At 40.9% G+C, this 13,156-nt stretch carries 12 protein-coding genes; 7 read left to right on the forward strand and 5 right to left on the reverse strand.

The features are described from left to right. The first annotated feature begins 304 nt into the window (after window positions 1-304). The 3 genes from V7K89_RS06360 to V7K89_RS06370 all read left to right on the forward strand — a co-directional run bounded on the left by V7K89_RS06360 (window position 305) and on the right by V7K89_RS06370 (window position 4,429). A complete protein-coding gene (locus tag V7K89_RS06360; protein WP_335185392.1) occupies window positions 305-1,342 on the forward strand; it encodes an aspartate-semialdehyde dehydrogenase in 1,038 nt (345 codons plus the stop codon). Window positions 1,343-1,490: 148 nt separating this feature from the next. Continuing rightward, complete coding sequence (gene dapA / locus V7K89_RS06365; RefSeq protein WP_335185394.1) at window positions 1,491-2,375, forward strand: 4-hydroxy-tetrahydrodipicolinate synthase; 885 nt, start codon at window positions 1,491-1,493, stop codon at window positions 2,373-2,375. Window positions 2,376-2,656: 281 nt separating this feature from the next. Next, window positions 2,657-4,429 carry a ribonuclease J gene (locus tag V7K89_RS06370; protein ID WP_335185396.1) on the forward strand — a complete coding sequence of 591 codons (1,773 nt, stop codon included), beginning with the start codon at window positions 2,657-2,659 and terminating at the stop codon, window positions 4,427-4,429. Window positions 4,430-4,760: 331 nt separating this feature from the next. Here the strand turns inward: V7K89_RS06370 and V7K89_RS06375 are convergent, their stop codons facing one another. Further along, the gene (locus tag V7K89_RS06375; RefSeq protein WP_335185398.1) at window positions 4,761-4,967 is read right to left on the reverse strand and encodes a hypothetical protein; all 207 of its coding nucleotides are present in this window, start codon (window positions 4,965-4,967) and stop codon (window positions 4,761-4,763) included. A 485-nt stretch (window positions 4,968-5,452) separates the two neighbouring features. Between V7K89_RS06375 and V7K89_RS06380 the strand changes: the two genes are divergently transcribed. Next, the gene (locus tag V7K89_RS06380; protein ID WP_334911100.1) at window positions 5,453-5,830 is read left to right on the forward strand and encodes a Mo-dependent nitrogenase C-terminal domain-containing protein; all 378 of its coding nucleotides are present in this window, start codon (window positions 5,453-5,455) and stop codon (window positions 5,828-5,830) included. A 98-nt stretch (window positions 5,831-5,928) separates the two neighbouring features. On the opposite strand, the gene V7K89_RS06385 is transcribed toward V7K89_RS06380, so the two are convergent. After that, the gene (locus V7K89_RS06385; protein ID WP_335185400.1) at window positions 5,929-7,794 is read right to left on the reverse strand and encodes a caspase family protein; all 1,866 of its coding nucleotides are present in this window, start codon (window positions 7,792-7,794) and stop codon (window positions 5,929-5,931) included. A gap of 201 nt (window positions 7,795-7,995) precedes the next feature. Here V7K89_RS06385 and V7K89_RS06390 point away from each other — a divergent pair, with 201 nt between their 5' ends. The 3 genes from V7K89_RS06390 (at window position 7,996) to V7K89_RS06400 (ending at window position 9,733) form a co-directional block, all read left to right on the forward strand. Next, window positions 7,996-8,487, forward strand: a complete 492-nt coding sequence (locus tag V7K89_RS06390) for a hypothetical protein (RefSeq protein WP_335185402.1) — start codon at window positions 7,996-7,998, stop codon at window positions 8,485-8,487. 171 nt (window positions 8,488-8,658) lie between these two features. Next, entirely contained in the window at window positions 8,659-8,832 is a 174-nt protein-coding gene (gene rpmF, locus V7K89_RS06395) for a 50S ribosomal protein L32 (protein ID WP_094328804.1), read from the forward strand. A gap of 295 nt (window positions 8,833-9,127) precedes the next feature. Next, a complete protein-coding gene (locus V7K89_RS06400; RefSeq protein WP_335185404.1) occupies window positions 9,128-9,733 on the forward strand; it encodes a sulfite oxidase-like oxidoreductase in 606 nt (201 codons plus the stop codon). Window positions 9,734-9,800: 67 nt separating this feature from the next. On the opposite strand, the gene V7K89_RS06405 is transcribed toward V7K89_RS06400, so the two are convergent. The 3 genes from V7K89_RS06405 to V7K89_RS06415 form a co-directional block, all read right to left on the reverse strand. Continuing rightward, entirely contained in the window at window positions 9,801-11,183 is a 1,383-nt protein-coding gene (locus tag V7K89_RS06405) for an aldehyde dehydrogenase (protein WP_335185406.1), read from the reverse strand. A gap of 195 nt (window positions 11,184-11,378) precedes the next feature. Further along, entirely contained in the window at window positions 11,379-12,524 is a 1,146-nt protein-coding gene (locus tag V7K89_RS06410) for a hybrid sensor histidine kinase/response regulator (RefSeq protein ID WP_335185408.1), read from the reverse strand. Window positions 12,525-12,872: 348 nt separating this feature from the next. Next, complete coding sequence (locus tag V7K89_RS06415) at window positions 12,873-13,139, reverse strand: hypothetical protein (protein ID WP_335185410.1); 267 nt, start codon at window positions 13,137-13,139, stop codon at window positions 12,873-12,875. Window positions 13,140-13,156 lie beyond the last annotated feature (17 nt).

Below are 13,156 nucleotides of genomic sequence, written 5' to 3' on the forward strand. Positions count from 1 at the left end.
TAAACGCCTAAGTGCAGATATCTACATTCTTATGAGAAATGGCGGTTTGTTGTATAATATATAGTATAGTTATGGTTAAAATTGATGAAAAAAATAAATTACCGTTATTTTAAAATGCAACATCACTTAACTTATTAAACAAAAAAAATAAATGTATTAAATATATCAAATATAGACTAAATTAAAGAAAAATATAAACCTATTTAAAAATGTATTTCCAGACTGTGATCGCTATTTAAATAGAACCAAATTGTCAATTGTTCCAAAAAATTGCAGATAAAGTCTATTAAAGGAGGAAACAAGTTTGTCGAAATCCTATCGTTTAGCTATTTTAGGAGCGACTGGTGCAGTTGGCACAGAGTTGCTGGAATTATTAGAAAGTCGTAATTTTCCGGTTGCTGACTTGAAGTTATTGGCATCAGAGCGGAGTATCGGGCGATCGCTACGGTTTAAAGAAGAAAATATACCAATAGAGCAAGTTTGCGATCGCGCCTTTGAAAATGTAGATATAGTACTAGCTAGTGCGGGTGGTTCCACATCCAAAACTTGGACAGCAATTGCTGTGGAAAAGGGCGCAGTGGTAATTGACAACTCCAGTGCCTTTCGGATGAACCCGAAAGTTCCCTTAGTAGTACCAGAGGTAAATCCCCAAGCTGCAGCGAATCACCAAGGCATTATCGCTAATCCCAACTGCACAACGATTTTGATGGCTGTGGCAGTCTGGCCATTGCATAAAGTTAAACCCGTGCAACGCATCGTCGCTGCAACCTACCAATCAGCTAGTGGTGCTGGGGCTAGGGCAATGGCAGAAGTCAAAACCCAAACAAGCGCTATACTACAAGGACAGCCACCAGTTGCTGAAATATTGCCTTACCCATTGGCATTTAATTTATTCCCACATAACTCCCCATTAAACGATTTGGGTTACTGTGAGGAAGAAATGAAAATGGTCAACGAAACCCGAAAAATATTTGGCACGCAACAAATCAGAATCACTGCGACTTGTATACGGGTTCCCGTACTCCGCGCCCACTCAGAAGCGATTAATTTAGAATTTGAGACTCCCTTTAGTGTGAAGGAAGCCAGAGAAATTTTAAATTCCTCCCCTGGAGTAAAATTGGTAGAAGATTGGGGAACGAATCATTTTCCGATGCCAATAGAAGCAACAGGTCGAGATGAAGTTCTAGTGGGAAGAATTCGTCAGGATATTTCTCATCCTTGTGGCTTGGAATTATGGTTATGTGGCGACCAAATTCGCAAAGGTGCAGCATTAAATGCAGTACAAATCGCCGAATTATTAGTAGAGAAAAATCTACTCAAACCATTAGCTATTAGTCATTAGTCATTGTTCATTGATCGTGGGTCATTGGGAAAGTGACAAAGGACAAATAACAAATGACTAATGACACTTGAAAGCAATTTGCAGATAGGTTATTACAATAGAGAACCACCAAGATATAAAAACATGGGTAATTAGGAGTGAAAAAAGGGTGGGAGATTTTGGTAATGTTTTAACCGCTATGATTACGCCATTTAAAGCAGATGGTAGTGTCAACTATGATGTAGCGGCAGAACTGGCGGTGTATCTAGCTAACAACGGTACAGATACATTGGTGATGTGCGGCACAACCGGAGAATCCCCGACACTAAGTTGGGATGAGGAATACCAGTTGTTTGTCGAAGTATTGCAGTCTGTGGCCGGAAAAGCCAAGGTAATCGCAGGTTGTGGATCAAATTCTACCAAAGAAGCGATCGCAGCTACCCAAAAAGCGTCTAAGATAGGAGTACATGGTTCCTTACAAGTTGTTCCTTATTACAACAAACCGCCGCAAGCGGGACTGGAAGCGCACTTTCAGGCAATAGCACAAGCCTGTCCTGACTTACCGTTATTGTTATATAATGTCCCCGGTCGTACCGGACAAAACCTCCAGCCAGAAACAGTTGCCCGGTTAGCTGAGGTTAGCAATATTGTCGGGATTAAAGAATCCACTGGTAATATAGATCAGGCAAGCGAAATTCGTCGCTTGACACCAAAAGAATTTCATATCTATTCTGGTGATGATTACATGACTTTGCCCTTGTTAGCGATCGGGGCAAAGGGTGTGGTAAGTGTAGCTTCTCATCTGGTAGGAAACCAACTACAGCAGATGATTCAAGCTTTTAGTGCCGGAAAAATTGAGGTGGCCAGCGAGATTCATCTCCAACTATTTCCGTTGTTTAAAGCTCTATTTCTCACTTCAAATCCCATTCCAGTGAAAAAAGCACTGAAACTTCAAGGTTGGGAGGTTGGTTCAACTCGTCCGCCGCTATGTGAAGCTGATTTAGAAGTCAGTCAAAAGTTAGAAGCGGTTCTGAAAGAACTTAGTTTAATCTAGCCACCAGCTATTTAAATGCTGGTAGTATTCTCCTTGCCAAAGATACATATAAACAACGATAGTAATTGTTCATAAGTTGCAATTTAAAAACCTGTGCTAGGACTGATAGATATACTATAAATCCTTGAGTTTTACAGTTGATTTTATTGAATAAAAAATTGAAATCTTCGATTAAAACTTGATTACTTTGGGACTGACTTAATAGACAGATGGTGTTGTCTTAAATACAAGGAAAGTGAACTATCAACTTAATTAATCAAAAGTAACAATCTAAGGAGAAAATGGCTAAAAACGAAGCTAATAATTCCGCCTTGAAAATTATTCCTTTAGGCGGTTTGCATGAAATTGGTAAAAATACCTGTCTTTTTGAGTATGACGATGAAATTATCCTGTTAGATGCAGGATTAGCATTTCCGACAGAGGCGATGCATGGTGTCAATATTGTTTTACCAGATACAACCTATCTGCGGGAAAATCGCCACAAAATTAAAGGGATGATCGTTACTCATGGTCATGAAGACCATATTGGCGGGATTGCTTTTCATCTCAAGCAATTTGATATCCCAGTGATTTATGGACCCAGACTAGCAATGGCAATGCTAGAGGGTAAATTAGAAGAAGCAGGAGTTCGCGATCGCACACAAATCAGAACAGTTTTACCACGTGATGTAGTGCGGATTGGCAAAAACTTTTTAGTTGAATATATCCGTAATACCCACTCCATCGCTGATAGTTTCACTGTTGCTATTCATACTCCTCTGGGTGTAGTCATTCACACAGGGGATTTTAAAATTGACCATACCCCAGTGGATGGTGAAAAGTTTGATTTGCAACGCCTAGCAGAACATGGTGAAAAAGGCGTTCTTTGCTTGCTAAGTGATTCTACTAACTCAGAAGTTCCAGGATTTACACCTTCGGAACGTTCTGTTTATCCCAATCTGGAGAGAGTGTTTAGTCAAGCTCCTGGGCGATTATTTGTCACTACCTTTGCTTCTAGCGTCCATCGCATTAACATGATTTTGGATATCGCCAAGAAGCAGAACCGTGTAGTGACAGTTGTTGGGCGTTCCATGCTGAATTTGATTGCTCATGCCCGCAATTTAGGTTACATCAAGTGTGAAGATAATCTGCTGCAACCATTGCACGCTGTCCGTAATCTACCTGATGAAAGAGTACTGATTTTAACTACAGGTTCTCAGGGTGAATTGATGGCAGCAATGACCCGCATTGCCAACAAAGAACATCCTCACATTAAAATTCGCGAAGGAGATACGGTAGTATTCTCTGCTAACCCAATTCCCGGAAATACAATCGCTGTAGTCAACACTATTGATAAGTTGATGATTCAAGGGGCGAAAGTAGTCTATGGTCGAGATAAAGGAATTCACGTCTCCGGTCACGGCTGTCAAGAAGAACAAAAGCTGATGATTGCCCTAACTCGACCCAAATTCTTTGTGCCATTTCACGGCGAACATCGGATGCTGGTGAAGCATGCAGAAACGGCTCAGAGTATGGGCGTTCCCGCAGAAAACACGATCATTATTCAGAATGGTGATATTGTCGAATTGACAGAAGATGCTATTGGGGTCACTGGTAAAGTGCCATCTGGTATAGAACTAGTTGATACTACTAGTTCAGGTATGGTAAGTGCCAAAGTGTTGCAAGAACGGCAGCGTATGGCTTCAGAAGGCATTATCACGATCGCAGCTGCCATTGATTGGAATGGTAAACTGTTAGCAAAACCAGAAATCCACCTCCGGGGTGTAGTGACAAGTGTAGAGCTATCGCTCCTACAAACCTGGGTAAAACAACGTATCGAAGAAATCCTCTCTGTGCGCTGGACAGAATTTGCTCCTAGCGAAGGTGAAGCAGCAGATATAGACTGGGATGGATTGCAAGGAACTTTAGAACGAGAATTACAACGTTCTATCCGTCGGGAATTGCAATGTCAGCCATCTGTGACTTTGTTGATGCAAATCCCTGATGAGCCACCTGTAAAAGTTGCTGATGGCAGAAGACGGCGGACTCGGACTGCTACTCAGGTAGCATCATAGAGAATTTAAGATAAAAATCTCATACACAGAGAAGTTTACAGCTATTTTCAGATAAATAGACCACGCGGTAGGAGCGCAAGGCCTTGCGCCCTTACAACAAATGTGGCTCAAATACATGAAAACTGCAGTAAGCAGCGGCTTTCCTTCACGGCTCAAACTTTGATGGGCGCGAAGACACAGAATTTTTCTGAATGTCTTTGCGCTTCTTTTATCATGGGCATAGAATTTGCCTATAGTTCAATACGCTTGGGTTAAGGCTATACTTCTTTGTCGTCAATTTTTTTAACAAACCTTTCTAGGCGCAGAGAACACACAGAGAGGGGAGAAATGCTTAATTAAACTGTATTGCTTGGTGTGTTTCGATAACATCTTCCAGGATTTCATTAATCTCTTCAGGCTCAATCTCAAAAAAGCGGAAAATACCGCAACCATAGGGGAAAAGAGAAACTACAAGGATGCTGAGTGCCTTTTCAATTTGAAGGCGTGCGTACAACATACTGTCAGGAGGAATTGGGCTGTAGAGTACATAAACACCCATATCATCTAATTTTAATGCTTCAGACTATATCATTCTCAAATCGCACTGCCAACCTAAGTTTTGTGAATCGCTACTTTTACAGTATTTAGCCAGCAATGAACAGGACACACTTATGTGAGAAAGTGGGAACACGGAGAGCAAAAATGTCTTCTAGAATATTATTGATGTTTATACTTAGCAAAAATACTTTTGGAAAGACCTTATATTAAGTTCTGTAAATGTTACACTAAAACCTATCCAATGATGGATGTCTTTATTAAAATTTAAACTGTGTCAAGTTATGAACAAGATCGTAATATTACACTACCGATCCCCAGAAATTTGCGATTAACTTGACGTAGTAATAAATTAGGTTCTGACTTAAGTGGCTAATCAGGTATTACATTATATCGTAGTCAGAACGCGATTTTTCCGGGAAAGTTCGTTGCCACGTTGTATATATTCATCAAAAAGATGAATAGCCTCAATAACACAGAGGGTTAACCATGAAGGTATTTGACAATACCACAAAAAAAATTTTTCTGGCTAGCTGGGTATCAATCAATCAAGCAGAGACTATTGACCATAAAGTAACCCAGTTAAACCATTCTGCTTCCAAGCCTCACTGGAATATTCTCCAACCCCTACGGCAACGAGTAGAAAACATTCAAGTCCGCGATCGCCAACTAGCTCACCGCTTGTGCAAATTGATTCCATCTCAGTGCCCCTTTGAGCGCGATGTCAAATTATTTGGGAAAACTTTGTTTCACATCCCACCCATGTGCAAGCTCAACCCCTTATATGAAGAAGTGGTTGGTTTACGTTTCCGAGCGCTGTGCTATCTAGCCGATGAATGCGGCGAAGATGTATCTCAGTACTGCTGAGTGCTGTACGCTGAGGTAAAAGTGAGGAGTAAGGAGTAATGAATGCTGAATTTAAAATATAACTCCTAACTGCCTGCTATTTTTTTACTATTTTTTTACTATTTCTTTTGCCATTTTTGGATGGCATCCTGAGCATCTTCATAAGCGCCTGTCTCCTCTGGCACTAAAGCTGCGGTCGCAATTGCAGCATTACGTTCTCCTTCGGCAGCACGACGCTTTGCCAGGTCTAAAATTTTCTCGCTCCAGTTATTGATCGATTTTTGGGCAGTATCGAAGCCTGGTTGATCGGCTGGTACTTTCTTGGCAACTTCAATCGCCCGATTGTAGGTAGATGCCTGTTCGGGCTTAATTAAGGCATTAGCTGCATCTAAAAGAGTTTTGTTACTCACATACTGCTTACCCTCTAACCGCCACAGGTTAATTGCTGCTTGGGCTTTGGCGTAGGGGGCTTCATCTTTGGTGATTAATCGAGCAGCAGCAATAGCGCTGGCATACTGTCTTTGTTTAGCACGACCCTCTGCTAAATCTAAAATCATCTGGCTCCAAATGTTAATATTCTCCTGAGCTTGTTCGTACAGTGGTTCACCCGATTGAATTTTCCGGGCTGTAGCGATCGCCATGCTCAAATCGCTAGCTTGAGTTTGTCTGAGCGACATTTTTGCTAGGTCTAATACTGCTTGATTTCGTTTTTTTGACTGAGAACTAGAGGCTATTTGAGCGCTAGATTGATTGTTAAGTTTAACTGGTGAAGTGCGTAGGCGTAGCCCGTCGGAGACATCGCTTGGTAAATTCTCGACCTGGCGATCGCTAACAGTAGCATTAGGTGATGTGCTTGATATTTGCTTAATTCTAAAAGTTTCTTGATTACGCAGAAAAACTACGGCGATTAAACCTGCTACCAGCAAGCTGCCACCGCCCCATAAGATAAACTGTTTCCAAAAAGGAATGCTTGGCTGATTTGCTGGCAATCGAGAGACGTAACCTTTGGAGGAATTAGGGATAAATCTTCCTTTGGTATTCATTCCCAAGGAAGTTTCCGCCATTGGCTGGGAAACTAAGCTGCCACCTGCCTTTTGGACTTTTTGACCTTTCAACTGTTGGGAGGAGTTCACACTAGCTTCTCCCCGAGCTGCTGAAGTTTTAGAGGAATCGTCAAGGGGAGGAGCTGCCAGGGCAACAGCAAAAGATTCTTCTGGATAAATCATCGGTTCTGGCTGAAAATCACTTTCCATTGCCAATTTTGGCAAGATTACTTGCTGCCTTGATGGGATGATAGTGGCAGGGTTTTGGATAGGACGCCAGTGGTGGTGACATAATTTTGGCACAATCAAGCTTAGATAGCTTTCTAAATCTGCCAAGTTGCTGCCATTACCAGAACGTAAAGCTTCTAACAAAGCTGCTGTAAAAAATCCGTGACCTAGTTCGCTACTCTCATGGGAAAATTGCTCTGGTTGGCAAGACAAAATTGTCGCCAGTTGTAGCTCTTGGGCTAGTTCTATTGTTTCTTCACCAACAGGAGCATCCGCTTGAGTGCCAAAGGCGCGGTTGATATCGAGTAGTAGCAATACATTCAGATTGGCAAGTTGCAGACTTTGCATTAGCGATCGCAATTCTATGCCAGTCTCTTGTACGAGTTCGGGGTTGCCCTCTGCTGGCATTAAGTAATCTTTGCCCTTGTAATTGACTCCATAGCCGCTAAAGAATAACCACAGATAGTCTTCCGGTTGCCAACTTGTTGCTGCCAAATCTTCAAGTAGCAGCAAAATATTCTCCTTCGTCGGGTAAGTTGACCTATCCCCAATCGGCGGCGAAGTATCTGTCATCACTAAACAGTGCTTGGGGATAAAACCTGCCTCAGTCACCAAAAAATCTTCTAGTGCCTCAGCATCTGCTTGGGCACAACTTAAAGGTTGAAATAACTGATATTGATTGATACCAATCGCGATCGCCCAGTAATTTGCCATCCCGCTCTTTGTCAGTTATTGTTGTTTGCTGGTCTTAAAATCGCGGTTAGCTTCGCCAAAAAACAAAGCTAACCAATGTCTTATAGTTTAGGTGATTCTGATTGAATCTTAAGTTAAAATGTAATTTTTATTACGTTAGTAAGCCGGAAAATACTTTTACCTAATTTCAATAACAGATCATTACTAAGGAGATAGAAGGTCATGAGCAAAATTTCTGCTCACCTACCATCATCGCTCGTTCCCTTTTCAGTTATTAGCCAAATTGCCAGAAGAATCCGGATAATTCCTTTAGTAGTTTTGCTTATATCTACTGTTCCTGCGTGGTTTTTGATGGAAGCGATCGCACCGCAGGTTGTGCGAGCTTACACCGCTAGAGTCGATCTAGCTATTGACCGTCTGCCGGAAGAAAACTATGAAACCGTTCTCAGAAGGGCGGAAGCGGTCGCTAGGGCAGCGGCTCAAAGGAGCTTCGACCAAGATATCTTGGTGACAGATGTTTCCATCATCGTATCCGTACAAAATTATGGAGCGATCGCACCAGTTATGACATTAGATGTCAGTCGTCCTCAATGGCGATCGCGCCCTGATGCTCAAAGTTGGGCTACTTACTTCAAAACTGCGCGATCTCTACTTTTCTTTGAAAATAACTCTAATCAAGTTCCAGCAGCTAGCGCTGTGTCAACCCCAAAATGAGGGATTGAACTAGAAGTCTGAGCCAAAGCTTTCTTGGCTCGGAACCTTGGGGGACTCGCGTTCTTACGTCAGTCTTAACTCAACTTACTTATTCCTGACTCAACTGTTGTCTTTGGCGTCAGTGGATGGCCTAGAATAAGAAGGTTGTCAAAAATCGCGATATCTGCTGACATGGCTGTTCCTAAGAAGAAAACTTCCAAATCAAAACGAGATAAACGTCGAGCTACCTGGAGGCATAAAGCCGTCGTTGAAGCTCAAAAAGCCCTATCTCTGGGTAAGTCAATTTTAACTGGACGTTCTACATTTGTTTATCCAGCTGCTGAAGAAGAGGAAGAAGAATCATAATTTCTCAGTCAGGAAAAGCATGAACAGCACCAATAGGTTTGATTGCCAAACTTAACAATCAAACTTCTGATCACTTGATAAATGCTTTTTCTAAGCTTTCTTGATTGCATTATGAATCATACACACTCTACATAAGCTCATTAGATCGAAAAAAATTGGTAGTGAGTAATTGGAAATATCCATTACCCATTACCTATCATTCAAGAGTTTATATAAAGAGTAAAACATCTAGTCTGTTGGTAACTCAGCAAAAAAAGCTCATACACATCTTGAGAAAACTTATTTTTCTCTAACTATGATAGGAAAATTTTTTCAGAAACCAGGTAAAGAAGAAAGCGATCGCGTTCCTCCTGGGCAACATTTAGCTAAAGGTTTCCCGGTATTAACTTACGGTGAAACTCCCCAAGTCAGCACTGAAGAATGGGAGTTTCGAGTTTGGGGTTTAGCAAAATCTGCTACCCTTAGTTGGTCAGACTTTATGGCGCTACCTCAACACGAATTCACAGCTGACTTCCACTGTGTAACGCGCTGGTCTAAACTTGATGTCAAATGGATTGGCATTAAAGTTACAGATTTCATGAATCTGATTGAATTAGACCCGAAAGTAGCCCACATTATGGAACACTGCTATGGCGGCTATACTACCAATATTTCTATAGAAGATTTTCTGCGCGAAGAAAACTTCTTTGCTTTTAAAGTCTTTGGTGAAGACCTTCCATCTGAACACGGTGGGCCGATGCGTTTAGTTGTACCTCACCTCTATGCTTGGAAAAGTGCTAAGTGGATTAATGGTTTGGAATTTTTAGCTGCTGAAGAACTTGGTTTTTGGGAACGCAATGGCTACCATCGCCGTGGTGAACCTTGGGCTGAGGAGCGTTACAGCAAAGCTTTTGGATTTTAAGAGTTCACAAGGGAATAGGTTACAGTCAAGAAAAACTATACGCTATGACCTGTACCCTTTAACCTTTTTAACCCAGAAGTTTCTTTATGAGTGGCAATTTGCCTTGATATGGAGCGTATCGCCATTTTAAATCGAGCCAGAAGGAGTTTCGCAATACACTTTTGTTATGGGAAAAGGTATCAAAGCTAGCTTTGCCGTGATAGTTGCCGATACCGCTATCTCCCACTCCACCAAATGGTAAAGACGAGACACCAACCTGCATAACTGTGTCGTTAATACAAACTCCACCAGAGGAAGTTTCCTGTAAAACTTGCTTTTGCAGGTTTTTGTCTTGAGAAAATAAGTATAGTGCCAAGGGTTTGGGTCTAGAGTTAATCAAAGCGATCGCTTCTGCAATGTCAGTGTACTCAATCATCGGTAAAATGGGCCCAAAGATTTCTTCCTGCATTACAGAATCTTCTAGCGAGACATTATCAATCAGTGTTGGGGCGATATAACGTTCTGAAGGTTGATTTTCTCCACCGATGACAACTTCACCATCTTTGAGAAAACTCACCAATCTATCAAAGTGTTTTTGACTGATAATCCGGGCATAATCAGGACTATCTACAGGATTCTCACCATAAAATTCTTTTAAAGATTTTTCCAGCCCATCTATTAAATCTTTCTTGATTGTTTTATTAACTAAAAGATAGTCGGGAGCAATACAAGTTTGTCCAGCATTAATAAATTTGCCCCAAGTAATTCGTCTAACAGTGTGTTCAAGATTAATGTCAGTATCTACAATGCAAGGACTTTTGCCACCCAATTCTAAAGTCACTGGTGTGAGATATTTTGCTGCTGCTGCCATGATGATTTTGCCGACGGCTGTACCACCAGTAAAAAAGATATGGTCAAATTTTTCTTCTAGTAGTTTTTGACTGGCTTCCACGCCTCCTTCAATTACTGCAAGATAAGCAGGGTCAAAATGTTTGGCAATAATCTTAGCTATGATATCAGACGTATGAGAAGCAATTTCTGAAGGTTTGATAATTGCACAATTACCGGCTGCGATCGCACCTATTAAGGGTGAAATAATTAAGTTAAATGGATAGTTCCAAGGCCCAATAATTAAGACAACCCCTAACGGTTCTGGATAAATTCTCGCTGAGTAGGAAAAAAAATCCCAGGAAATTGCTGCTTTTTGGGGTTTCGCCCAGTTTTGAAGATGTTTAATAGCGTAATCAATATCCTTAATTACGCTGATTTCTGTAAGGTAAGTTTCTACTTCTGGTTTACGTAAATCTGCTTGTAATGCCTCGACTATTGACTGTTCGTGCTCAATGATTGCTTGCTTAAGATGTTTCAGTTGTTCAATGCGAAAAGTTACATCTTTAGTTTTACCTGTTTGAAAAAACTCTCGCTGATTCTGGATAATATTGCCAATATTAGATAGTTCAGTGGTAATCATTATTGTGTTCTCTTAAAAACTATTTATTCAAGAATGCTAATATTGTTATATCAACATATTTGGCTCGTAAATTTTTAGTGTTTGATTTGAGTGGAAGATTTTCTTGAAATTATCGGCAGCTAGTAGTAAGGTTGTAAATTATGAATTTTTATAATAAAAAGCTCTACAATTCATAATTTATAATTACTAATTTTCTCATACTTTGGTGGGTAGAAGCACACTAAATACACTACCTTTGCCTAACTCGGAATTAAGCAGAATAATGCCTTGATGTGCTTCGACAATTCGACGAGCAAGATACAGTCCTAAACCACTACCAGAACTCTTATGACTGCCTTGACGAAAGCGTTCAAAAATGGTGGCTTGTTCTTCAGAGGGAATACCTGGGCCAGTATCCGCTATCTCAATTCTAATGTAGTCAACGGGATTGGATTTTTCAAAGAACTGAGATTGATTACTTTTGTCGAACTGGCATTGAGAAGTAAGACGAATAGTAATAGATCCAGCTTCGGTAAATTTGATCGCATTTCCGATGAGATTGGTAAATAGACGATGCAGTTCCAAGCGATCGCCCATCACTGTGTTTGTGATTGACTCTTTAGTAACGTCCAAATTTAGGGACAGTGTTTTATCTTGAGCTAAGGGTGACAATTCTCCAATCACTTCATCTAGTAATTGACTTAGATTAACCGGTTGAAACGCTAAACTTTTGCGACCCGCTTCAAAACGATAAACTTCCAGTAAAGTATTCACCATAGAAAGCAGGTTGATATTGCTACGGGCCATGATGGCGATTACTTCCTGCATTTGCGTTGATAATGTTCCCAATGCACCTTGCTGAAATAGCATCAACATACGATCGGCGGCTACCAAGGGAGTGCGTAAATCGTGGGTGAGGCGGGAGACAAAATCTTCTCGCTGACGGGCAATTTCATCACGTTCATCCATACTATGCTTCAAACGTAGGAGCGATCGCACTCGTGCTAGCAATTCATCTACTGTTACAGGTTTGCGGATAAAATCATCAGCACCCAAGTCTAAACCGTGGGCAACGTTGGGTGCATCATGGGCAGTGATCAGCAGTATAGGGATATATTGCGGCAACTTCATCTCACCGCGAATGTGCTTGGTGACTTCGTACCCGTCCATACCTGGCATCATCAGATCCAGCAGAACTAAATCACAAGGAGAAGCTTTCAATTCTGCCAAGGCGGAAATCCCATTTTCTGCGGTGCTAATTGTGTAACCTTCTTCCTCCAAAATAGTTTTGATCAAAAACACGTTATCAGGAGAGTCATCAACAACCAGAATTTTGTCAGAGCGAGAAGATTGTGAAGTCATATAGATGCAAGGTATAGGGTAAAAGTAAATTTTTGTAAGACTAGCTGTATTTGTAACAATTTGTCTGCCAAGTTTTTTAGTAAGCCTCCCTACCTAAGAAGTATTTTTTACTATTAAATTATGGCTGGTAAAATTTTAGCTTTGGATACAGCAGATAGTGGAATGACTTATGTAGCCTTTGATGTATCGATTTTCGTAGGGAACTGGAGATATAATTGCGTAGGCGATCACATAAGAGTTAAGAGTGCCTTCTGAGTTACTTAGGACAACATACTTCTTATGGTAGAGCGAACTTTCCCGTATTTAGGATAGGTCCTGTTCAGCATTCTGCACAATTTGTTTTCAAAATTAGACCATAAAGGAAACTGTTGCCTCCTTCACAACTAGCCACTTGTGTCTGAATTGTTCTCTTTTGCTAGGCTCTGGCAGAGATTTTAGAGACGTTTTGAGCAAAATCCAATCTAGATAGAGTACAAAAATCTGCATTTTCAGAAAGTGGTTAAGGCGTTGGAAGCTTTTATCCGTCAACAGCCATACCCAGATTTTTTCCAGTAGTAGCTTTAGGATGACTTCAACAGATTTATTGAGAATCAGAGTAATTAATATTTCTAACATTGCGATCGCCTCTGTTG

The organism is Nostoc sp., from assembly GCF_036917515.1.
GTDB lineage: Bacteria > Cyanobacteriota > Cyanobacteriia > Cyanobacteriales > Nostocaceae > Nostoc.